Here is a 22,773-nt window from a genome sequence, read left to right as displayed (position 1 = left end):
AATGAATTTTACCGGAAGTGATATTTCTGTTGTTGGCCTGTTTGGTTTCGTAATCGTTTTAACCCTGGTTGAAATGTATTTCAGCTATGCGCACGACAGAAAATTATACACCAAACGCGATACCTGGACCAATATTTATCTGATGACGGCGGCGATTGTAATCAATTTAGCAACCAAAACCGGCACTTTTTTTCTATTAGAATATTGTTATCAATTCCGTTTATTCCAAATTCCTAATATTTGGGTTTATTGGCTTGTTTTAATTTTAGCGCAGGATTTTCTGTATTGGTTTTTACACACCGTTGGCCATTATGTGCGCTTTTTCTGGGCCATGCACGTTACGCATCACTCATCAGAACATTTTAACTTAACCACTGGTTTCCGTTCAACTGTTTTCGAGCCCTTGTACCGTGTTTTCTTTTATTTGCCTCTTGCATTTATGGGTTTTACAGCGGTTGACATTCTTTTTGCTTATCTGGTTACGCAAATTTATGGCAATCTGGTGCACACACAGTACAACATTAAGTTTCCAAAATGGTATGAATATATTTTTGTAACGCCTTCTCACCATCGCGTGCACCATGCCAGCAATGTTCGGTATTTAGACAAAAACATGGGCATGGTTTTAATCCTTTGGGATAGATGGTTTGGAACTTTCCAGGAAGAACTGCCAGAAGACGTGGTTAAATATGGTTTAACTACACAGCCAGAAGATACCGGAGCGGTTAACATTATTTTTCATGAATTTATTGCTTTGAGTGCGGATGTTAAAAAGGCGCCAACGTTTATGGATAAACTGAAATACGTTTTCAATCCACCAGGATGGAGCCATGATGGAAGCACCAAAATTGCTAAAATTATGCAACAGGAGTTACGTGAAGAGGAAAAGAAAAGGTATGAAACGCTACAACAGGATAAAATAAAAGTACTTAACGACCGGGGAGAGTTAAGTTCTACAGGATAATAAAAATTAACATCGGAATTTTAGCCCACAGATGCATAAAGTTAGATAGAGCCCCTAAATACATATTATTCATGATGAATACTCTATATCCTTATGCTTAATGCAGTTGTATCTTAATTAAGATATAATTTGTATTTTTGGTATAAAGTTTATTGCAATGACAACATTAACAATACAAGTTAAAGATAACGACACTGAATTTCTTTTAGAGGTATTAAAAAGAATTAATGCCAAGATAATTCAAACTCCTAAAAAGCAACTCTTGCTAGATGGAATAAAACAAGGAATAAAAGAGGCAAAAGACATTAGCGCAGGAAAAACTGCTCCGCTATCTCTTAATGATATATGATGGAGGAAATGAAAATTATATATTCTCCTATTTTTATTAAAAAAGCAAAGCATTTAAAAAAGAAACACGTATCATTAATTAACGATTTATCTCAATTAGAATCAATATTATTAGAAAATCCAAAAACTGGGACAGACCTAGGTAATGGTATTTTTAAAATAAGACTTGCTGTTAAGAGCAAGGAAAAAGTGGTGGTTATAGAGTGATCACCTACTTACAAGTTGAAAATGAAATCAATATGATTTACATTTATGACAAGTCTGAAGAAGCAACCATTACGAAAAAAGATATCCAGAATATAATTGATAGTTTATAATGTATTCTCAGCACTCTTCTCCACTAGCCTCAGATAGTCAGTTCAAACATTCCATACCCACCTTCAAAACAGTCTAAATCCAACAAAATTTAATTTTATTAAAAATATTTTCAATTTCCTATTGACAAATTAAATTTTGTTACTACATTTGGCTCAACAAAAAAAGAAATGCAAATTACAAACACATATTACTTTGGTTACTTTTACTATTTTAGTGAGAGCCGGGGCTAATATGCAAAAAGATATATAACAATATTAAAATGTATAAAAAAGTCCCGGCAAACAGCCGGGACTTTTTTGTTTTAACGCAAAAATGGAAACGACAAAACGAGTAGCAATTCAGGGTATTAAAGCATCTTTCCACGAAGAAGCCGCCTACAAATTCTTTGGTAATGATATCGAAACTGTAGAGTGTAATTCTTTTAAAGAAACCTGCGATAAATTAGAGAAAAACGATGCCGACTTCGTAGTAATGGCTATCGAAAACTCTATTGCGGGTAGCTTATTACCAAACTATACACTGATCCGCGATTATGGTTTTTCAGTTGTAGGCGAAGTTTACCTGCCTATCCAATTGCACTTAATGGCGCTACCTGGTGTAAAGTTTGAGGATATTAAAGTGGTTACCTCTCATCCTATCGCCATCCGCCAGTGTATCGATTTCTTTTACGATTATCCACAGATTAAAATTGTAGAGAGCAACGATACTGCTGCCTGCGCAAAGCGGATTCAGGAAGAGCAATTAACTGATACCATGGCCATTGCAAACAGTTTGGCTGCAGAACTTTACGGTTTGAACATTTTAGAACGCCGTGTAGAATCGAACAAGAAAAATTACACCCGCTTTCTAATTCTTAAAAAAGACAAAACAGACGAAGGAAAGAAAATAAACAAAGCGTCTATCTGTTTTCAGGTTGGGCACAAAGCAGGCTCATTGGCCACAGTTTTAAACATCTTTGCTGAACAGGATGTAAGCTTAACAAAAATACAATCTATGCCTGTTTTAGGTAAAAGAAACGAATATTACTTTTACGTCGATTTAGAATGGCCAAGTACAGAAAAATATGATAAAGCCATTAGAAAGGCATTAAAATATACATCGAACTTCAACATATTAGGAGAATATCAAAAGAACGATAAAGTATAAAAAGTCAGGAGTCTTAAATCAGGAATCCGAAGACAAATAACAGAATAATCAAACTTGTAAATAAAATAATTAAAATATAACTCCAGACTTTCCGCCTGCGGATTTCGGAATTAAACAACCCCATCATCATGAAACTTAATTTAAACATCCAACCCTTAAACACCTGGTTAAACGTAAACAACGAACCATTAATCATTTCTGGTCCTTGTAGTGCAGAAACTGAAGAACAATTATTAACAACAGCGCATTTATTGGCTGCTACCGGCAAAGTATCGGTATTAAGAGCTGGTATCTGGAAGCCACGTACTCGTCCGGGAGAATTCGAAGGTATCGGAAGTATCGGTTTAGAGTGGTTAAAACGTGCTAAAGCAGAAACTGGTTTACCAACGGCTGTGGAGGTTGCGAATGCAAAACACGTTGAAGAAGCCTTAGCAGCTGGTGTAGATATCCTTTGGATTGGTGCACGTTCTACTGTAAATCCTTTCACTGTTCAGGAAATTGCGGATGCTTTAAAAGGCCATGATGTTCCGGTATTGATCAAAAACCCGGTTAACCCTGATTTACAATTATGGATTGGTGCAATTGAGCGTATTAACGGTGCAGGAATTACTAAAATTGGTGCTATCCACCGCGGTTTCTCATCATTCGAGAAAAGTTCTTTCCGTAACGAACCAATGTGGGAACTTGCTATCCAGTTAAAAACACTTTGCCCTGAATTACCGATCATCAACGATCCAAGTCACATTTGTGGTAATCGTGAGTTAATCCCTTACATTTCTCAAAAAGCATTAGATTTAGACATGCAAGGTTTAATGATCGAATCTCACGTAGATCCTTCAGTTGCCTGGACTGATGCTAAACAACAAGTTACCCCTGCTGCTTTAGCTGAATTGGTTGATCGTTTAACCGTTCGTGAGCCAGAAGCACCAAACGAGGCTTTCGCTGATAAATTAGCTGACCTACGTAAATCAATCGATAAAATTGATGACATCTTATTACAAAAATTGGGTGAGCGTATGGCTGTTGTAGAGAAAATTGGTGAGTTTAAACGCGATAACCAGGTAACTATTTTACAGGTTAACCGCTGGGATGCCATCATTAAAAAAGGTCATGCTTTTGCAAAAGCTTTAAAATTAGATTTAAATTTTACTGAGAAATTCTTAGAATTGGTGCATGGTGAATCAATCCGTAAGCAAACTGAAATTATGAATGCTGGCAAAGCTGAACAAGGCATTGCTGCCGAGCAACATACTGAAGTTAAAGCGTAGTTGAGGTTAAAGCTGAAAGCATAAAGCTAAGTTTAACAGTGGTGTCATCCTGAGGGTTAATTTATTGTATAAAAATCAATATAAATTACAGGGATTTTAATAGATGATAATCCGCGAAGAATCGTCATTCCCAGAGGTCAGTTTTTTAGCAAAAAACGAAGGAGTTGGGAGACAGGTAAGATAAATCGTCATCTCGACCGCAGTGGAGAGATCTTTTAAACATAGTCCAAAGATCTCTCCACTCCGCATTTGCTTCGGTCGAGATGACGCGAATTTCAGAATCTGTCATTGGTAAATTGATTGGGAACCACGTAGTGCTCATGAATGCCTTTGAAGAAAAGAAAGCTTATGAATAATCGTAATGCCATAAGCTTTAAGATTAGCTTCGCTGAGCACTTCGTGGTTCCCGCCTGCGCGGGAAAGACGACCGTTCTTTGGAGTCTGTCAATGGTAGCCTGTCGAAGGGACTTACGATAGTTTTCGACTAACTCAGTATGATATAAAAAACAAATATGATGTGGTGTCAGATGTTTCCATCTGACACTTACATTTAAGAATAAACACAGAATAAAATGTCGAAAAACGCCTTAGTTTCTTTTAAAGGAACCAAGAATATTAATACGGAAATCCAATTAACAGGCTCGAAAAGCGAATGCAACAGGGCTTTAATTATTAGCGCTTTAAGCAAGCAACTGGTTAAAGTTGAAAATCTTTCCAATGCTGCCGATACGGTAACTTTAAATGGCATCCTGAATAAGTTGGGCGTTGAAGGTAGTGAGTTGGGAGAAGACTCCAAACTAAAAACTGCAAACTCCGAACTGGTTGATGTTGGCCCTGCCGGAACCGCTATGCGTTTCTTATCGGCTTATCTTTCAGCTAAAAATGGTAATTTCTTACTTACCGGAACCGAGCGAATGAAACAGCGCCCTATTGGGATTTTGGCACAGGCTTTAAAAACCATTGGCGCAGATATTTCTTATGCAGAAGCAGAAGGTTTCCCTCCATTGAATATTGTTGGCCCTTTAAATCAAAAAACCGCTGAAGTTAAAATAAAAGGCGATATCAGCAGTCAATATATTTCGGCCTTGCTGATGATTGCTCCTATCCTACCTCAAGGTTTAACTTTAGAAATAGAAGGCGAGCTTACTTCTAAGCCATATGTAGATATGACTTTAGATATGCTGGCTGAAGTTGGCATTACGCATTCCTGGAATGGAAATTCAATTTCCATTAAACCACAGGCTTTTAAACCAGGCACTTTGGTTGTAGAACCCGACTGGAGCGCAGCGTCGTATTGGTATAGTATTGCAGCTTTAGCTGATGAAGCAGAAATTAGTTTACCTGCTTTAAAAGAAAAGAGTTTGCAGGGTGATAGCCAGATCAAAAATATCATGAAGATTTTTGGCATTGCTACCAGCAAAACCGATAATGGCATTGCCATTAGCAACTTAGGCCTTTCTTTAGATACAAAAGAGGTTTTAGACTTAAAAACCTGTCCGGATTTAGCACAAACTATTGTAGTTATTGCAGCAGCTTTGGGCAAAAACATGGCTTTCACTGGTTTAGAAACATTAAAAATTAAAGAAACAGACCGTATTGCAGCCCTTCAGAATGAATTAGCTAAAATAGGCGTTACTTTTACAGAAGATAATCTGGTTTATACTTTAAATACCGATAACCTTCATTTTCCAGATAAAGTCACTTTCGCAACCTACGAGGACCACCGTATGGCAATGGCTTTTGCACCACTTGCCCTATTAATTAACGAAGTTGAAATTGAAGAAATGCAGGTAGTAGAAAAATCTTATCCGTATTATTGGGAAGATTTGAAAAAAGCAGGATTTGATGTTAGTATCAAGTAGCGAGAAAAAAGTATCAAGAACCATGTATCAAGAATGGGTGTTAAAATCCATTCAATAATTTAATCAATCTATAATTCAATTAAAAATAATGGCAGGCAACTCATTCGGACAACTATTTCGTATCACCACTTTTGGCGAATCTCATGGCGTAGCCATTGGAGTAATTATTGATGGCTGTCCGGCGCAATTGGATATCGATATGGATTTTATCCAATCGGAACTGGACAAACGCAAACCAGGTCAATCCAAAATTACCACACAAAGAAAAGAAAGCGATATCGTTCAGATTTTATCGGGTGTATTTGAGGGGAAAAGTACGGGGACACCTATTGCACTTTTAATTCCGAACGAAGATCAACGGTCAAAAGATTACGGTCATAATCTTGATGTTTACCGCCCTAGCCATGCCGATTATGTTTATGATGCGAAATATGGCATCCGCGATCACCGTGGCGGGGGTCGTTCTTCTGCACGCGAAACTGCTGCCCGTGTAGCAGCTGGAGCAATTGCAAAACTGTTTTTAAAGCAGCAAGGTATTGAAATTTTTGCACATGTAACTTCAGTAGGGACAATAGAAGCTCCTAATTTAGAAAGCAATGATTTATCAGCTTTATTGCAAATTAGAGAAGAGAATATTGTGCGTTGTGCTGATCCTGCAACTGCACACGAAATGATCGAGTTTATTGATTCGGTTAGAAAAGATGGCGATACCGTTGGCGGAAAAATAGGCTGCATAATAAAAGGCTGCCCTGCGGGATTAGGTGAGCCTGTTTTCGATAAATTGCATGCTGATTTAGGTAAAGCCATGCTCAGCATTAATGCCGTTCATGGTTTCGAATATGGCTCTGGCTTTGCCGGAAGCGAATTAAGAGGATCTCAGCACAATGATATCCCTCAGCCAAAAGCTGCCGATTCGAAAGTTTTTAAAACGACAACCAATTATGCCGGCGGTATTTTAGGCGGCATTTCTAACGGGATGGATATTACCTTCAAAGTAGCTTTTAAGCCTGTTGCAACCATTATGCATAACCAGCAAACCATCAATGCAGCTGGTGAAGCTTCGGAGATTAAAGGGAAAGGCCGACATGACCCTTGTGTGGTACCCAGAGCAGTAGTAATTGTTGAGGCGATGGCAGCACTCGTTTTAGCCGATCAGTTTTTAAGAAACAAAGCAAGCATTATTTAATTCGCCAAATGAGAATCATTACCTTCTTATTGCTATTGATCAGCATGAATAGCTTTGCACAAAGCTATGCTGAACAGATCACAAAACATCGTGAAATCTATAAACAGGATTTCATTAAAGACGAACGGTCACCACTCAAGAAAAACGACCTGCAAAACCTTCACTTTTATGAGGCAGACAGTGCGTATAAAATTTTGGCTGATGTAGAAATACTGAAGAATGAAAAAGTTTTCAAAATGCCGACTTTTAATGGTTCCAGCAGCGATTACTATAAATATGCACATGTAAATTTCATTTTGAATGACAAAAAAATTCAAATGACTTTATATAGAAGTGTTTCTTTATCAACCAACCCGGTTTATAAAGATCACCTCTTTCTGCCTTTTACAGACGAGACCAACAATAAGGAAACTTATGGCGGTGGCAGATACATTGATCTGGATGCAAAAGAAATCGTAGATCATCACATCGAAATCGATTTTAATAAAGCCTATAATCCTTACTGTGCCTATAGTGACGGATACCGTTGCCCTGTGCCGCCAGAAGAAAACGACTTACCATTGGCCGTAAAAGCAGGTGAGAAATTATACACTGGTGAAAAGAAACACCAAAAATAAAAGTTAATGTTACGTTTATCTACAAAATGATGCCTGGATTATCTTATAATCCATATTTTAACGTAAATTACAAACTTTAAGAAAAAAAATGTGTTCTCTAACTAAATTATATATTTCTAAATGACCTACAGTTGCTTAATTGTTGATGATAATGAAATTGAAAGAGATGCTATAGAAATGCATCTAAAAAAAATTCCATCATTAAATATTATTGCTGTTTGTAGTAATGGTATAGAAGCTTCGCAAATTTTATCCTCTACTACAGTAGATATCGTTTATTCTGATATTGATATGCCAGAGCTTTCTGGTATGGATTTATTAAAGAGTCTTAAAATACAGCCACTATTTATCTTTATCACTTCATTTAGTGAGTACGCTGCAGAAAGCTTTAATCTGGATGCGCTGGATTTTATTGTTAAGCCCGCAACATTCGAACGTATATTAAAAGCCACCAATAAAGCAATCGAATATATTGAATTGAGGAAACAAGTAAATAAACTCCCTGTCGAAAACTTAAACAACGACGATAAAACAGACGATGATTATTTCTTTTTTAGGGAAACTAAAGGCATAACCAAGTTGAAATATAATGATGTAATTTATATTGAAAGCATGGGCGATTTTTCAAAGCTGTTTACCAGCAGCGATAAGCATGTTATTTTGGTAAGCCTAAAAAATTTAGAAAAACAGTTGCCTTCGAAAATTTTTTCAAGGGTACACAAACAATACATCATCAATACTAATCATATTGTAACCTTAACCAATCATGAGGTCCATTTAGATCATAACTTTCTGGTTCCAATTAGTGCTTCTAACCGACAAGAATTACTGGAGAAATCAATTGACAAAAAAATCCTATCGAGATTTTTAAAATAAGTTATTTCTTCAGGATTATTTTAAAATAACTTCCACCTGCAGGATTAATATCAGCACTGATCTTACCATCCATTAAGCTAATAAAGGTTCTGCAGAGCAACAAACCTAAACCTGTACCTTTTTCTTTATTTGTACCCAAGGTGCTTACACCCGCACCTAAATAACCTGGCTTATTAAAATGTTCTACCTGTACAGGTGTTAAACCGATGCCCGTATCTGAAACTTTAATTTCTTGCACATTTCCATTAGGAAGAGTACTAACTGTGATGGTACCGCCATTTGGCGTAAATTTAATGGCATTACTGATGATGTTGCGAATAACCAGCATAAACATGTTCGAATCTGCTTTACAAAATGTTTTGGCTGGCACTAAATTCTGAATAGCTAAGCGCTTTTCATTGGCGTTATCCTGCAAAGAAAGAATAACCTCATTAATCAGATCATGAACATCTAATGATTCTAAATACGGGTTAAAACCCTGCATTTGGCTGGCCGCCCAATTGAGGAGGTTCTCCATCATTGTGGAGGTATAGGTGAGATTATTTTTCAGTGATGCAGCGTATCTGTTTAACTTCTCTTGCTCAATATTGCCACCTTCTAACAGCTGCATAAAGGAAATTAATGAATTAACAGGCGTACGCATATCATGGCTTACTACACTAAAAATACGGTCTTTAACTTTACTTAACTGCTCTAACTCCCGTTTTTGCGTATTGATAATCTTATTCAGCCTGGTTGTTTTCCGCTGGTTAAAAAATATAACCACGGCAATAATCAGAATAAGTGTTGTGGCTATGGTAAGGAATAATTTTATGCGTTCATCAAATTTAATCTGCTGTACCTGTTTACTAATCTGTTCGTCCTTTACTCCAGCGGTTAATTGTGCCGCAAATTTAGCATGAGCAAATTTGTTATCCTGAGCCAAACGCTGAATATCGAGATCAGCTTTTGCTTTTTGAAAAGTTAACAAATCCAATGCTTTTTCTTTATCACTCAACACCAATTGTTGCCTTTTTAGCACAAGTTCCTGCTGTTGCCTTTTTAATTCACCTTCTGTAAGTTTTTGCTTCAATAAATAGTCGCGCTCTTTAATACCAAAATCGAGCTGCATCTGTCTTCTGGTAATTTCCTTTTCCTTTTCCTGATCGAAAATTTTATCTCTAACCGCAATATATTGCCTGTAGTAGGCTAATGATTTGTTATAATCTTTTTGTTTCTCATATACAGTACTTAGACCTAAAGTAGCTAGTTTTTCAATATCCAGCAGCCTGTTTTCTTCTGCAATTTTTAAACTATTATTGAGTAATATGATTGCATTTTCAAAATCATTTTCTTTTTGGTAAAAGTTACCCAAAGCATATAAACTTGCGGCATAGGCTTCTTTATCTTCTCCCGATTTATTTAACTCAACTGATTTTTGATACGATTTTACCGCCGCATCCTTTTGTCCAATTGAAGTATACAAGTCAGCAAGATCTCGTTTAATGGTACCTACTAAACCCATATCTCCAATAGCTTCTGACACTTTTAACGACTTGTTATAATACGCTAAGGCCAGTTTTATTTTTTGGTTGGGCATTACATTCATCTCCGTTAATTCACGATCTGATGCCTCGAAATAATTGGTCCCCATCAGGCCATAAACAACGGCTACACCTCTTGTATTTTCGCCTTCTTTAGCAAATACTTTTAGCGCCATTTCCATGTAAACCAATGCCTGACTCTGGTTACCTAAGCTCTGATAAATGGTAGAAATATTGGTATAACAACTTGCCATATCGGTTTCGTTGCCCATTTTTTCATAGATAGCGATGGCCTTTTGATTAACTTCTAGGGATTTTACATAATCGGGAATACTGCCATACAAGGCGCCTAGATTGAGGTAAGTACCAGCTACCATATCCAAATTTCCTATTGAAGAAAACTCGGCAACTGCATTGTGATAGTTTTCTTCTGCCTTTTGGTAATCAGACCTTCCATGGTACATTAAAGCTCTTCGGTAATAAGCCAATGCAGAGAATTTTTTTAGATTTTTCTCATGCGAAAGCTGAATGGTTTTATCCACATATTCTTCCGCTTTCTCTACATTTTTCATCCGCATGTATTGGCGGTAAACCTCCGTCAATATTTTGATTTTGGTGGAGTCTGATTTTAGATTCTTTTGATTTAAACTTAAAAGGCTATCAAGTTTTTTCTGCGGCGCACTCGTCTGACTAAAGCTAGCTGTGCATAAAAATGAGAAAAAGAGAAACAGCATGCCTTTTTTAAAAAAACATGCTTTACTAACGAACTGAGCATTTACAAGATAGCGCGTCATTTTCAGTTCAAACTAATCATTTGTTTTATCGGAAAATAACCACAAAAAATCTTGAAAGTTACAGCGTTCACATCCGGGATAAGATAAAACATTCTGAAATAACAAAATAGCGTTTGGTTTCTAAAAGTAGGTAAAAAACTGATCAAATAGGTAACCAGTTTTTACCTTTCCATCAAAATCTCTATCATTTAAATATAAACAAAATAAGAAACTGATTGTAAAGCCTTTAAATTATTCAGACCGTTAAATCTTATACCCCAGCTATTACTTTATAAAAAAAATGAAGGGTATTTAGTTGGATTTGCATCGTGCATCATCTGGTAAATGGTTTCAATTACATCATCAACTGATGGTTTACTGAAATAATCACCGTCTGATCCAAATGGCGGACGATGCGCTTTAGCCGATAATGTTTTTGGCTGACCATCTAAATGGAAATAACCTTTTTGCTCTTCCAGTACCTTTTGCAGAATATAGGCAGATGCACCTCCTGGAACATCCTCATCTACGACCAGTAATTTATTGGTTTTGGCAAGCGAGTTTACACAAACCTGTGTGGTATCGAAAGGCAATAGTGTTTGTGGATCTATAATTTCTACCGAAATACCCAATAAGCTCAATTCTTCTGCCGCCTCCTGAACAATTTTTAAAGAAGAACCGTAAGATACTACTGTAATATCAGTGCCTTCTTCTAAAACCTCTGCTTTACCTAACGGAACCGTAAAATCGCCAACATTACTTGGTAGTTTTTCCTTAAGCCGGTAACCGTTTAAACATTCAATTACTACTGCGGGTTCATCAGCTCTAAAAAGGGTGTTGTACATACCGGCAGCTTGGGTCATATTTCTAGGCACGCATAAATGCATCCCTCTTAAAGCGCCTAAAATCATGCTGATTGGCGAGCCTGAATGCCAGATTCCTTCCAACCGATGACCACGGGTACGTACAATAACCGGCGCTTTTTGAATCCCTTTAGTCCGGTAGGAGAGCGACGCTAAATCGTCGCTAAGCACATTTAGTGCAAAAATTAAATAATCAAGATATTGTATTTCAGCAATCGGCTTTAAACCTCTCATAGCCAGACCAATACCCTGCCCCATAATGGTCATTTCTCTAATTCCAGTATCGGTAATTCTTAATTCACCATATTTGGCCTGTAAACCCGCAAAGCCTTGATTTACATCACCAATATTCCCTAAATCTTCTCCAAAAGCAACTAAACGCGGATCGCGGGCAAAGTTTTCGTTAAAGCAGGCATTAAGCACTTCCCTACCGTCGACCATTTTCGATTGCTCATCATATGCAGCATTAACCACTGCAATCATATCAGGACTTTCTTTGCCGTCAGTATGCAGTTTAGAATTGTAACGGTCGTGATTAAACTTAGCTTGTTTTTTATACCATGCCAACAGTTCATTGCGTTCCGGAGAGTTAAAACCAGTCGATAAACGTATGGCTTTTCGTACAGCAGTAAAAACCTCCCGGCGTTGTGCATCGGCAGTTGAAGCCAGATTTGCTGCAATCTTAGCCAGTTCAGGTTGATGTTTAGCCATACTGCTAATTAAATCAACCACTTGTTTTTGTTCGGGTTTAATACTATCCAAAAACTCATTCCAAGCTTCTTTTTGTGCATTACGTACAAAAGCCTTTGCGTCTTTTTCAACCTCTGCAATTTCCTCTTCTGTTGCTACAGCCGAATCAAGCATCCAGGCACGCATTTTCAGAATACAATCGTGTTCGGTTTCCCAAGACAAGCGGTCCTTTGATTTGTACCTTTCGTGCGAACCAGAGGTAGAGTGCCCCTGAGGTTGAGTAAGTTCGGTAACGTGAATTAAAACAGGTACATGTTCGTCTCTGCAAACATTTATTGCTTTTTCATACACCTCACATAAAGCCGGATAATCCCAGCCCTTTACTTTATAAATTTCATATCCTGGTTGATCGGCATTACGCTGAAAACCTTTTAAAACCTCAGAAATATCTTCTTTTGTAGTTTGATATTTTGCCGGAACTGAAATGCCATAGGCATCATCCCAAATAGAAACGGCCATAGGTATCTGTAAAACACCTGCAGCGTTAATGGCTTCAAAAAATACCCCTTCCGAAGTTGACGCATTACCAATGGTACCAAAAGCAACCTCATTTCCGTTTACAGAAAAGTGTTTTAAGTAATCTAGTTCTTTATTTTGTCTAAATAATTTAGAAGCATAAGCTAAACCTACCAAACGGGCCATCTGGCCACCAGTTGGAGAAATATCTGATGAGCAGTTTTTAATCTGCGTTAAATCGTTCCAGCTGCCATCTTCATTAATAGATTTTGTTGCAAAATGGCAGTTCATTTGTCTCCCGCCCGAAAACGGATCAGCTCCATCGGTCGGATTGGCATAAAGCTGTGCAAAAAATTCTTTAATGGTAGAAATACCTGTTGCGAAGGCAAAAGTTTGATCGCGGTAATAACCTGAGCGCCAGTCGCCGTTTTTAAAAGCTTTGGCCATAGCCACCTGGGGCACTTCTTTCCCATCACCAAAAATACCAAATTTTGCCTTTCCTGTTAATACTTCTCTACGGCCTAAAACACTGGCCTGCCTACTTTCGAAGGCTATTTTGTAGTCGTTTATGACGATAGATTTAAAATCGTTAAAACTGAGTTCGGAAGCATCAATAGTATTGGTCATCAATTTTTCATTCGGCATAGTAATCAAAGATTGGTTGCGGCAAATATATACAAAATTAAAAGTTTGCCTTTATCCTCCATTGTAAAATTATATATGGATTTGTAAAATATATTTGGAATAGTTTTTGTTTTAATATGAAAACATTAAATTTGTTTTAGATTATAAAAAATAAATTACAACCACATAACATGAAAAAGATCTTAGTATTATTCGCTTTTGTTTTAGGTTTAAGTGTTGCTGTAAATGCACAAACTAAACCTGCAGAGTTTAAATTTGAATCGGAAACTCACGATTTCGGTAAAATTGTATTGAACAAACCAGTTACATACGATTTTAAATACACCAATGTTGGCGAAGAGCCTTTAATTATCACTAAAGCTGAAGCAAGCTGTGGATGTACAGTACCTAAATACACTTCTACACCATTAAAAAAAGGTGAAACTGGTGTAATTTCTGTAACGTTTAACGCTGCTGCTGGTCCCTCTACTTTTTCGAAAGCCGTAACCATTACTTCAAATGCTAAAACACCAATTAAAGTGCTTTACATCAAAGGTGAAACGGTTGCCGCAGCTTCAAAATAAATTTTTTAAACGATAATATTTAAAAAGTCCCGATTTTCATCGGGACTTTTTTATTTTTGTGCCATGCCAAAAATTTCACAAAAAGGTGTGCAGATGCCTGCATCGCCAATCAGAAAGTTAACTCCATTTGCAGATCAAGCTAAAAAAGATGGTAAAAAAGTTTTCCATTTAAATATTGGTCAACCAGATATAGAAACACCTGAAGGAATGTTAAGCGCTATCAAAAACATTGATTTTAATGTTTGGGCCTATACACCATCAGAAGGTACACTTGCATACCGTTTAAAACTGACCGAATACTACAATAAACTGGGCTACAATATTACACCCGAAAACATATTGGTAACGGTTGGTGGTTCTGAAGCCATCACCATTGCCATGCAAACCTGCGTAAACGAGGGCGACGAAATTATCATTCCAGAACCTTTTTATGCCAATTACAATGGCTTTGCCTGTATGAGCAACGTGGTGGTAAAACCAATTCTTTCTTACATTGAAAATGGTTTTGCATTACCGCCGATTGCCGAATTCGAAAAATTGATTACTGAAAAAACCAAGGCGATCATAATCTGTAACCCCAATAACCCGACTGGTTATTTATATTCAAGAGCAGAATTAGAGGCTTTAAAAACACTTTGTGTTAAATACGATCTATTTTTATTCTCTGATGAAGCTTATCGCGAATTCTGTTATGATGGACGGGAATTTATCTCACCGATGCATTTAGACGGATTAGATGAAAATGTGGTCATTATGGATACAGTTTCTAAACGTTACAGTGCTTGTGGTGCACGTTTAGGCTGTTTAATTACGAAAAACAAAGAAGTTATTGCTTCAGGATTAAAATTTGCGCAAGCAAGATTAAGCCCGGGCATGGTTGAACAAATTGCTGGTGCAGCAGCTGTAGATACGCCAGATAGTTATTTTGAAAAAGTAAATACCGAATATACCTTGCGCCGTGATACTTTGGTTGGTCGGTTAAATAATATAGAAGGCGTTTTCTGTCCTAATCCGGGCGGTGCATTTTACGTAGTAGCAAAATTCCCTATTGATGATGCTGATAAATTTTGTCAGTGGATTTTAGAGGATTTTAACCATAATAACCAAACGGTAATGATGGCGCCTGCAACGGGCTTCTATTCTACCCCTGGTTCTGGCAAAAACGAGGTTCGTATGGCATATGTATTAAATACCAACGATTTAAACGCAGCTATGGATTGTTTGGAAGTGGCATTGCAGCAATATCCGGGAAGAGTAAGTTAATGTATAGATTGTTTAAAGCGGTTAATTTGGTTTACTTTTTTCACTGTAGGCTCAGCCCTGATATTCCAAGCAGAATTTGGCAGGTACAGAAGTGTCATCGCTCCTTTTTTACAATTTATCAAAATCCATGTATATTCGTATATGGATTCTAAAACCGTACTTGTCTTCGATGACGACCCCGATCTTTTAAACATTTTCAATTTCCTTTTTGAGGAAAGCGGCTGGCAGGTACACAGTTTCCAGAACTGTGATAATGTGGTTGAAATGGCGATCCAGTACCGGCCGCTGCTGATCCTGATGGACAACTGGATCCCATCTATCGGCGGAATCAGGGCTACCCAGCTCCTGAAGGCCAACGAAGAAGTGAAAAACATTCCTGTTATCTACATCTCTGCCAACAATGATGGGAAGGCACTTTCGGAACAAGCTGGCGCTGACTGTTTCATAGCCAAACCCTTTGATCTTGACGAGCTTTTGGCCCTTGCTGATGTCTTGGTAAACAAAAGTTAAAAAACCTTGTTTATCAGTCAGACCGACCAGGTATTTATCCAGCAGCAGACCATTATCCTAATTTATGGAAAACGGAAACCAGACAAAAAACGAACAACAGATTATAGCGCTCATCGAGAGCGCACCATTCCCTATTGCAGTATACGAAGGCCGCGAAATGCGTATCACACGCGCCAACCAGGCAGTGATCGATGTGTGGGGTAAGGGAGATGATGTGATCGGAAAAAACTATGCACAACTACTTCCTGAACTTAGGAACACCGGCATTTATCAAAAACTGGAGGAGGTTTACTCAACGGGCGTTCCCTACGATATCCGCAACAGCCGGGTCGATCTCGTTGTAAAAGGAGAACTGAAAGAGTTTTATTTCAACTACTCATTCACCCCTCTGTTTGACGAGAGCGGAAAAGTATATGGGGTGATGAACACCGCCGCAGACGTAACTGATCTGAACCTGGCGAAACAGCACGCAGAATTCAGCGAACAGAACTTCCGCAGCTTGATCCTTCAAGCGCCTGTGGCCATGTGCCTGCTACGCGGACCGGATTTTATCATTGAGATGGTTAATGCAGCCATGCTCGATATCTGGGGCAAGTCCAAAGACACCGTAATAAACAGACCAGTCTTCCAGGCTCTTCCCGATGCCAGAGAGCAGGGTCTGGAACAGGTAATGGAAGAAGTGTACCGCAGCGGGGAACCCTTTTTCGCGAATGAAACGCCTGTAAGGCTCTTGAGGCATGGAAAGCAAGATACCGTTTATCAAAACTTTGTTTACCAAGCCTATCGTGATCCTTTCGGCGCAATCCTTGGTGTGCTTGCCATTTCCGTCAATGTTACCGAACAGGTAAAATCACGCATGGAGCTGCAAAAGGCATATGAGCGGATCCAGCTTTCAAAGACCGCGGCACAACTCGGTACCTTTGACATGGACCTGGAAAAGGGTATTATGGAATGGGACTGGCGATGCCGTGAGCTTTTTGGTGTACGGCATAAAAACGAGGTAACCTACGAGGATGACTTCATAAAGGGCCTGCATCCAGACGATAGAACGAGGATTACTACCATCATCAGCGAGTTGCTCTCGGGAAGCAGCCCTAGCGGCGACTATGACGTGGAATATCGTACTATTGGTCAGGCCGATCATGAGCTGCGCTGGGTAAGGGCAAAGGGAAAAGTTTACTACGAAGATAAAAAAGCAAAAAGGTTCATCGGCTCGGTGCTGGATGTGACTTCGGAAAAGCGGAACGAACTGCGCCTGGCCGACCTGGCCGAAAAACAGGCACGCCTAGCCGCAGTAGTAAATTCAACTGACGACATTATTATCTCAAAGACCCTTGAGGGAATAATTACCAGCTGGAACCCGGCAGCGGAACGGGCTTTCGGTTATACCGAGTCTGAGACCCTCGGACGCCACATCTCTATTATCATTCCACCCGAACGTATCCAGGAAGAAGATTTCATTATCTCGCAGATACGCAGTGGAAACAACGTCGATCACTTTGAAACAATAAGGCAGGGCAAAAGTGGCAAGCAGTTACACTTATCGATCACCGTCTCTCCCATTTTCGGACCTAATGGAACGATCATAGGTGCCTCGAAGATCGCCCGCGACATTTCTGAGCAGCTACAGGTCCAGGAAACAGCGAGGAAATACACCGAGCGCCTTGAGATTATGAATATGGTTATGGGCTCTATATCCGAAGAGCTTGAACTGAACAAGATCCTGCAAAAGGTAACTGATGCCACCACAGAGCTCACCGGAGCACAATTCGGGGCTTTTTTTTACAACAAGACTGATGGCCAGGGAGAATCCTACATGCTCTTCACTCTTTCTGGCGCATCAAGGGAGTCTTTCGAAAAGTTTGGGATGCCCAGAAATACCGCTGTATTCCATCCTACCTTCTCAGGGCAGGGTGTAGTTAGAGTTGATGATATCACAAAGGATGAAAGATATGGAAAAAATGCGCCTCACTTTGGCATGCCAAAAGGACACCTACCCGTGGTCAGTTACCTGGCTGTCCCGGTAATATCAAGGAACGGAAATGTCATCGGCGGGCTGTTCTTTGGACATCCTGAACCAGCAATATTTACGCAGGAGCATGAAACAATAGTCACTTCTATCGCCGCCCAGGCCGCCATAAGCCTCGACAACGCAAAACTCTTTGAAGAAGTAAAGGCACTTAACGACAAAAAAGATGAATTCATCGGCCTTGCCAGCCATGAGCTCAAGACACCACTGGCAAGTATCAGCGGTTATCTTCAAATCCTGGGTCGCCTGACATTTGAAGCAAAACAGCAAACATTCCTTACTAAGGCATCCAATCAGGTGCAAAGACTCACCTCTCTTGTCAACGACCTGCTGGACATATCGAAGATTGAAGCCGGAAAGCTACAGCTTTCTATTAAACCATTTGACCTTGAGGCCGTGATTAGGGAATCGATCGAACTCATCCAGCACTCTGCCCCTAAGCATACTATCAGTTTTCATAGCAATACCAAGCATTGCATGGCCAGCGGAGACGCCCAGCGAATCGAACAGGTCATCATCAACTTGCTTAGTAACGCCGTCAAGTACGCACCAATGGCAGACCATGTTAAAGTAAGCCTTGACAGCTCCCCCGAGAAGATCACCGTAAGCGTTACAGACTTCGGACCGGGTATCCCGCATAACAAGCTTAAAAACATATTTAAAAGGTTCTATCGCATTGATGAGAGCTCACCTAACATCTCAGGTCTAGGCATAGGGCTGTACCTGGCTCATGAGATCATTAGCCGCCACAATGGAGAGATTTGGGCAGAAAGCGAACAGGGTATCGGAAGTACGTTTCTTTTTTCTCTTCCGGTTTACGGTACAGATTGACGCAATAGCTGGAAAATCCAAATGAAAGCAGCTTTGCGTTTAAACACCGCATCAATCCGGCAGAAGGGTTAATCCGATAACCGGGCCATTTTGACAAAACAAAAAGTGGGATGCAATGGTTTTGAGATCATGACAGCATTTAACATTGAAATCGATCATAACGATCAAGCGATCACCCTGACCATTGTCCCAAAAGATGATTATTTTAAGATTGTTTATTTAGGAGGGATTTTAGGAGCAATAAGAAAACAGGAATCTGACTGGATCTTACTGAAAGCTGAAGAGATCGAGCTTGAGGAACTAGCACCATTTGATTACAAATTAACAGAAAACAGTCATCATCTTTCTCTAGGTGTGGCTGAGATCAACCAGATCTCCGGGGCAATCGAAAATCACCTACAATAGCGGGTATAATGTCAAGGTGAATGCTTTCAAAAAGAAAATATGGTAATGCCATCTATTTTTTTCTCTGTCCAGCCAGAATTTAAACTAACTGGAAACAATTGATGTTAAAAGTTATCCGACAGCACATCTTAAACAGGCAAACTACCATTTAGTTGGACGTATCGTATCATAAGCTTTTTTTTCCATCATCCTTACATTATCCAAACCAAAAACTGTCTTTAAGTGTTATTTATCCTAAAAATCTACCTCAAAACCAAGAATAATGGACCAAAATGAATTCAGCTTAGCTGCGAACCGGCATGCATCTTCCCTGCATTCGCATGCCATGCGCTTCACCAGGGATGAAGACGAGGCGAAGGATCTTGTACAGGACACACTGCTTAAGGGTATACGTTTCTGTAATAATTTTGATCAGGGCACCAACATCAAAGGATGGCTTTATGTAATTATGCGCAATACTTTCATCAATAATTATCGTAAAGAGCAGAAAAAACAGGAACTCATTATCACAGAAGAAGAGTTATCAAGCGTACAGCTGATCAAAAGCGCCGACCGGAATGCATCAGAATCCAAATTTATGATGGGTGATATCCAAAAAGCACTTGACAGTATCCCAGATGCTTACAGCATTCCTTTTCAGCGCTATTTTGAAGGCTATAAATATGAAGAGATTTCGGCGGAACTGGGAATCCCCTTAGGGACGGTAAAGACACATATCCATCAGGCCAGACTCCTGCTCAAGAAATACTTAAAAAATTACAGGCACGGTTCCTAGTATTTACCCTTGGACAATCCGTTTTCTACACCAGGATAGAATAAAGATAGACAGAACAAAATGCTAATTTAGTTCAATAGTGTTTCTTCAAGTTACCTTAACGCAGTCTTCTTCCTTATCCTCAAATTTATACCCATGCGGAGCATCTCCGAGTGGAGCGTATGGGTAATGGATATCATCCGGCACCACTTCCGCCTCATTTACAAGCCTACCAGCTAATTTAGTACCGGTGCCTACCCCTGCTCAATGGTAATATCCTTTATCAAAAAACCCTGAAAGCTGAAAATTATCATAAGATGGATTATAAACACCCAATATTGTTTCCCATTCTCTGAACGGCCTTAAAATACATTTCGAGCATTTTAATCGATTGCAATTACCTGGCTTGCACCCCTAAGCATAACAAACATTCAAAAGTTTAACCCTGTAAACATATTAACTTTTTGCCGCATCGAGATAATCTAGTTTGCCTTCATGTGCATGATTTGCATCCCATTGCTCGCAAAAGGAATATCGCTGAATATGCCCGGCTTATCAAAATAACAGGCAATACAAACCGATAAAGTGCTAAAATTAAGTATCACCACGTTAAAAGTTCGTTTTACCACGTTAATACAAAAAAACGAAACTAAAATGCCTAGAATTAAGCAATTGGCTACTAAGCAAAATGATGTATGAACTTATAAGCTTCAGGGAAATAATTTTAGATGCCCTTAAAGTTGGAGCAGCATATAAGTGCCTCTGCAAGCAACTGCAAGACGAAATCTTAAAGGAAAGTAAACGGATATTCAGCTCCATTCAGCATAATATTACACAAATGGAACCCGATAGATCAAAGGCTTATCTAAGGCAACATCAAAGAGGGTTGATGCAATTAATGGATGAGTTAGAAACCATGGTGAATGAGGATAGCCTTAATGCTGGTCAAAAAAATAAAACAGAAGAAATTAATAGCATAGCAAATCTAATCAACCAGATGGTTTTGGATCTTCAGCAGTATTTACCATACTATTTCGACTATCATTGCCCTGTTTCCATAATTACTCAGAAACAGTTATTAGTAAATATTGCAGAAAATTCAAGCCAGATCATAAAAAGCCTTGAAGAACTGCATGCCGATAATGAAACCATTGTGGCCTTTACGCATATCGTTGAACACTTAAATAACGGTATTGTCCGCTTTACTTTCGAACAGGCAGGATATCTATATGATTTTTTCGAATCACTTAAAATAGCATTAAATAAATTTGCATCTCCTTTACAAATGCCAGGGTTTATCCTAATACTCGTATCCTTAAATTTTAATCACCCATCTTTTTATCATTCCTGCTGCAACTACTTTACTCAGGAACTTCGAAAGTGCGAAAACATTAGCGAGCAATATAGATTAATCCATTTCTTTAAAAAGCTAATTGGGCAGGTTTTTAAAACCATAAGCATACCCTACAATAGAAATTTGCCCGATATTGACGAATCACTACTGCGGTATATTGAAAGCGAAATCAGCTACCTCAAATCAATAGATACCATAGCCGAAGACCTAAGTCGTGGTGGTATTTTAGATAGCAATTTTAAAGTAACCTTTACGGTAAAACAGCTTGCCATATTCATACACCTACAAGTTGAGGCTGGCATCATCACAACCCAGAGCCCCAAGGCACTACATCAATATGTTACGAAACACTATAGTACTATAGAAAAAGATAGCATATCAGAAAAAAGCTTTAAAAATGCTTACTATGGAAATGTAGGAAACGATGTTGAAAAAGTGATCGAAAAAATCGTCAACATGTTGACCATTGCCGAGGGAAAATGCTAACCAAGAAGATTTAACAAACCCTTCCTGCGTAAAAAATCTACAAATTCGAAATACCAGTGCTCCGAATAATCATCCAACTCATGTAATTCCTTTTGGTGAGTCCCAATAATATCCTGAAGTGTAAAAAAGCCCATTAACTTACTTCTAAGCTTAAAATTCTCAGATAGTGGAAGTTCTGCAATGGGCAGATTGAGGAGAAAGTGATTTGGCTGGGAAAAACGATCCATAAAAAAGCGTGGGTTAACCCGATATCCGCTTTAGAGGCACCGCAAAATGCCCAGACACAAGATAAACAGGCACCCACGCGTAGCGTAGGCAACCATCTATTTTTTCCTGTGTCTTTTGAAGTTTTGCGGTTTTCTAAAACAGTAAAATAGCTTATTGCTACAATATCAAATATGTAATTAATTTTTATTTCATGGCTCAAATATAACGGAAGTGGTTAATGAGGTGCTTTCGGAATATTATGATACGCAGCGTCTTGTACAAGAAAATGAAGAAGCATTTTTCTTACGCACAAGCGGCGAACGCGGCCGGCTTACCAAAGTACTCAAAAAAGACATCATCTATCTCCAGGGCTCAAATAATCATGTGCACATTTACACGCCAACAAATGACTATTCGGTATACATGACCATAAAAGAAATGGAGGAAAAACTCCGGGAAAATGAGCAATTCTACCGCGTTCACAAATCGTACATGATTAACACCACCTTTGTAAAGGAAATTAATGGGCACAAAATCGATCTTGGAAAGTACGAAGTGCTTATGACTCCACAATACAAAGAGGCATTTATGGATTATATTGAAAGTCAAACCCTTGTCTCAAAACGCCTAAGGGATTGACATTTGCAAATCTGAATGAGTTGTAAGTGTTGTGATCACAGTCATTGTACTAGTAGTCGGATCACTCTTTTGAAAGCTCATATTAGCTGCTTTTTGTGAACGGAAAACAAACGCAGTTTTCCGGGTCGATTTTAAGT

Annotated in this window: 21 protein-coding genes; 18 read left to right on the top strand and 3 right to left on the bottom strand. The window is 38.8% G+C overall.

Annotated elements, in window-relative coordinates; translation table 11 throughout:
- Position 1: 1 nt before the first annotated feature.
- From QF042_RS11000 to QF042_RS10955, 10 genes are all read left to right on the top strand, one after another.
- On the top strand, positions 2-964 hold the full coding sequence (locus QF042_RS11000) for a sterol desaturase family protein (RefSeq protein ID WP_307528208.1): 963 nt from the start codon (positions 2-4) through the stop codon (positions 962-964).
- Positions 965-1,121: 157 nt separating this feature from the next.
- Positions 1,122-1,313, top strand: coding sequence for a hypothetical protein (locus QF042_RS10995; protein ID WP_307528207.1), 192 nt, complete (start codon positions 1,122-1,124; stop codon positions 1,311-1,313).
- Positions 1,314-1,321: 8 nt separating this feature from the next.
- On the top strand, positions 1,322-1,519 hold the full coding sequence (locus QF042_RS10990; RefSeq protein ID WP_307528205.1) for a hypothetical protein: 198 nt from the start codon (positions 1,322-1,324) through the stop codon (positions 1,517-1,519).
- The gene (locus QF042_RS10985; protein WP_307528203.1) at positions 1,516-1,629 is read left to right on the top strand and encodes a hypothetical protein; all 114 of its coding nucleotides are present in this window, start codon (positions 1,516-1,518) and stop codon (positions 1,627-1,629) included. Before QF042_RS10990 ends, QF042_RS10985 begins: the two co-directional genes overlap by 4 nt.
- A 313-nt stretch (positions 1,630-1,942) precedes the next feature.
- Positions 1,943-2,776, top strand: coding sequence for a prephenate dehydratase (locus QF042_RS10980; RefSeq protein ID WP_307528201.1), 834 nt, complete (start codon positions 1,943-1,945; stop codon positions 2,774-2,776).
- A 128-nt stretch (positions 2,777-2,904) separates the two neighbouring features.
- The gene (locus tag QF042_RS10975; protein ID WP_215128497.1) at positions 2,905-4,044 is read left to right on the top strand and encodes a chorismate mutase; all 1,140 of its coding nucleotides are present in this window, start codon (positions 2,905-2,907) and stop codon (positions 4,042-4,044) included.
- Between the two features lie 572 nt (positions 4,045-4,616).
- Complete coding sequence (aroA, locus tag QF042_RS10970) at positions 4,617-5,906, top strand: 3-phosphoshikimate 1-carboxyvinyltransferase (RefSeq protein ID WP_307528198.1); 1,290 nt, start codon at positions 4,617-4,619, stop codon at positions 5,904-5,906.
- Positions 5,907-5,994: 88 nt separating this feature from the next.
- The gene (gene aroC / locus QF042_RS10965) at positions 5,995-7,092 is read left to right on the top strand and encodes a chorismate synthase (protein ID WP_307528196.1); all 1,098 of its coding nucleotides are present in this window, start codon (positions 5,995-5,997) and stop codon (positions 7,090-7,092) included.
- Between the two features lie 8 nt (positions 7,093-7,100).
- Positions 7,101-7,709 carry a DUF1684 domain-containing protein gene (locus tag QF042_RS10960; protein ID WP_307528194.1) on the top strand — a complete coding sequence of 203 codons (609 nt, stop codon included), beginning with the start codon at positions 7,101-7,103 and terminating at the stop codon, positions 7,707-7,709.
- 120 nt (positions 7,710-7,829) lie between these two features.
- A complete protein-coding gene (locus QF042_RS10955) occupies positions 7,830-8,585 on the top strand; it encodes a LytTR family DNA-binding domain-containing protein (RefSeq protein WP_307528192.1) in 756 nt (251 codons plus the stop codon).
- A gap of 1 nt (position 8,586) precedes the next feature.
- Here QF042_RS10955 and QF042_RS10950 read toward each other — a convergent pair whose 3' ends face one another.
- Together QF042_RS10950 and QF042_RS10945 are read right to left on the bottom strand one after the other, a co-directional pair.
- Entirely contained in the window at positions 8,587-10,680 is a 2,094-nt protein-coding gene (locus tag QF042_RS10950; RefSeq protein ID WP_307528190.1) for a tetratricopeptide repeat-containing sensor histidine kinase, read from the bottom strand.
- 491 nt (positions 10,681-11,171) lie between these two features.
- Positions 11,172-13,595, bottom strand: coding sequence for a thiamine pyrophosphate-dependent enzyme (locus tag QF042_RS10945; RefSeq protein WP_307528188.1), 2,424 nt, complete (start codon positions 13,593-13,595; stop codon positions 11,172-11,174).
- Positions 13,596-13,765: 170 nt separating this feature from the next.
- On the opposite strand from QF042_RS10945, the gene QF042_RS10940 reads away from it, so the two are divergent.
- The 7 genes from QF042_RS10940 to QF042_RS10910 all read left to right on the top strand — a co-directional run bounded on the left by QF042_RS10940 (position 13,766) and on the right by QF042_RS10910 (position 21,790).
- Positions 13,766-14,158: a DUF1573 domain-containing protein gene (locus QF042_RS10940; protein ID WP_307528186.1), complete on the top strand. Its 393-nt coding sequence runs from the start codon at positions 13,766-13,768 to the stop codon at positions 14,156-14,158.
- 63 nt (positions 14,159-14,221) lie between these two features.
- On the top strand, positions 14,222-15,421 hold the full coding sequence (locus QF042_RS10935) for a pyridoxal phosphate-dependent aminotransferase (RefSeq protein ID WP_307528184.1): 1,200 nt from the start codon (positions 14,222-14,224) through the stop codon (positions 15,419-15,421).
- Positions 15,422-15,562: 141 nt separating this feature from the next.
- Positions 15,563-15,931 carry a PleD family two-component system response regulator gene (locus QF042_RS10930; RefSeq protein ID WP_307528182.1) on the top strand — a complete coding sequence of 123 codons (369 nt, stop codon included), beginning with the start codon at positions 15,563-15,565 and terminating at the stop codon, positions 15,929-15,931.
- A 64-nt stretch (positions 15,932-15,995) separates the two neighbouring features.
- Positions 15,996-18,791 (top strand): PAS domain S-box protein, encoded by a 2,796-nt coding sequence (locus QF042_RS10925; RefSeq protein ID WP_307528180.1) that lies wholly within the window; start codon positions 15,996-15,998, stop codon positions 18,789-18,791.
- Between the two features lie 90 nt (positions 18,792-18,881).
- Positions 18,882-19,196 (top strand): hypothetical protein, encoded by a 315-nt coding sequence (locus QF042_RS10920; RefSeq protein WP_307528178.1) that lies wholly within the window; start codon positions 18,882-18,884, stop codon positions 19,194-19,196.
- 262 nt (positions 19,197-19,458) lie between these two features.
- The gene (locus tag QF042_RS10915) at positions 19,459-19,971 is read left to right on the top strand and encodes an RNA polymerase sigma factor (RefSeq protein ID WP_307528176.1); all 513 of its coding nucleotides are present in this window, start codon (positions 19,459-19,461) and stop codon (positions 19,969-19,971) included.
- An 817-nt stretch (positions 19,972-20,788) separates the two neighbouring features.
- A complete protein-coding gene (locus QF042_RS10910) occupies positions 20,789-21,790 on the top strand; it encodes a hypothetical protein (protein ID WP_307528174.1) in 1,002 nt (333 codons plus the stop codon).
- Here the strand turns inward: QF042_RS10910 and QF042_RS10905 are convergent.
- Positions 21,787-22,017, bottom strand: a complete 231-nt coding sequence (locus tag QF042_RS10905; RefSeq protein WP_307528172.1) for a hypothetical protein — start codon at positions 22,015-22,017, stop codon at positions 21,787-21,789. The two genes, QF042_RS10910 and QF042_RS10905, sit on opposite strands and share 4 nt — an antisense overlap.
- A 211-nt stretch (positions 22,018-22,228) precedes the next feature.
- Here QF042_RS10905 and QF042_RS10900 point away from each other — a divergent pair, with 211 nt between their 5' ends.
- Positions 22,229-22,636: a LytTR family DNA-binding domain-containing protein gene (locus tag QF042_RS10900; protein WP_307528169.1), complete on the top strand. Its 408-nt coding sequence runs from the start codon at positions 22,229-22,231 to the stop codon at positions 22,634-22,636.
- Positions 22,637-22,773: the final 137 nt, after the last annotated feature.

The organism is Pedobacter sp. W3I1 (assembly GCF_030816015.1).
Classification (GTDB): Bacteria; Bacteroidota; Bacteroidia; order Sphingobacteriales; family Sphingobacteriaceae; genus Pedobacter.
This window is presented reverse-complemented; position numbering and strand designations above follow the sequence as displayed.

What these genes read in the sequence shown, in the direction of transcription:
- QF042_RS10940 (WP_307528186.1), top strand. Translation starts at nt 13,766, where the DNA reads ATGAAAAAGATCTTAGTATTATTCGCTTTTGTTTTAGGTTTAAGTGTT.
- QF042_RS10990 (WP_307528205.1), top strand. Translation starts at nt 1,322, where the DNA reads ATGAAAATTATATATTCTCCTATTTTTATTAAAAAAGCAAAGCATTTA.
- aroA (WP_307528198.1), top strand. Translation starts at nt 4,617, where the DNA reads ATGTCGAAAAACGCCTTAGTTTCTTTTAAAGGAACCAAGAATATTAAT.
- QF042_RS10980 (WP_307528201.1), top strand. Translation starts at nt 1,943, where the DNA reads ATGGAAACGACAAAACGAGTAGCAATTCAGGGTATTAAAGCATCTTTC.
- QF042_RS10955 (WP_307528192.1), top strand. Translation starts at nt 7,830, where the DNA reads ATGACCTACAGTTGCTTAATTGTTGATGATAATGAAATTGAAAGAGAT.
- QF042_RS10930 (WP_307528182.1), top strand. Translation starts at nt 15,563, where the DNA reads ATGGATTCTAAAACCGTACTTGTCTTCGATGACGACCCCGATCTTTTA.
- QF042_RS10975 (WP_215128497.1), top strand. Translation starts at nt 2,905, where the DNA reads ATGAAACTTAATTTAAACATCCAACCCTTAAACACCTGGTTAAACGTA.
- QF042_RS10925 (WP_307528180.1), top strand. Translation starts at nt 15,996, where the DNA reads ATGGAAAACGGAAACCAGACAAAAAACGAACAACAGATTATAGCGCTC.
- QF042_RS10995 (WP_307528207.1), top strand. Translation starts at nt 1,122, where the DNA reads ATGACAACATTAACAATACAAGTTAAAGATAACGACACTGAATTTCTT.
- QF042_RS10960 (WP_307528194.1), top strand. Translation starts at nt 7,101, where the DNA reads ATGAGAATCATTACCTTCTTATTGCTATTGATCAGCATGAATAGCTTT.
- QF042_RS10950 (WP_307528190.1), bottom strand. Translation starts at nt 10,680, where the DNA reads ATGAAAAATGTAGAGAAAGCGGAAGAATATGTGGATAAAACCATTCAG.
- QF042_RS10915 (WP_307528176.1), top strand. Translation starts at nt 19,459, where the DNA reads ATGGACCAAAATGAATTCAGCTTAGCTGCGAACCGGCATGCATCTTCC.
- QF042_RS10945 (WP_307528188.1), bottom strand. Translation starts at nt 13,595, where the DNA reads ATGCCGAATGAAAAATTGATGACCAATACTATTGATGCTTCCGAACTC.
- QF042_RS10910 (WP_307528174.1), top strand. Translation starts at nt 20,789, where the DNA reads ATGGAACCCGATAGATCAAAGGCTTATCTAAGGCAACATCAAAGAGGG.
- QF042_RS11000 (WP_307528208.1), top strand. Translation starts at nt 2, where the DNA reads ATGAATTTTACCGGAAGTGATATTTCTGTTGTTGGCCTGTTTGGTTTC.
- QF042_RS10935 (WP_307528184.1), top strand. Translation starts at nt 14,222, where the DNA reads ATGCCAAAAATTTCACAAAAAGGTGTGCAGATGCCTGCATCGCCAATC.
- QF042_RS10905 (WP_307528172.1), bottom strand. Translation starts at nt 22,017, where the DNA reads ATGGATCGTTTTTCCCAGCCAAATCACTTTCTCCTCAATCTGCCCATT.
- aroC (WP_307528196.1), top strand. Translation starts at nt 5,995, where the DNA reads ATGGCAGGCAACTCATTCGGACAACTATTTCGTATCACCACTTTTGGC.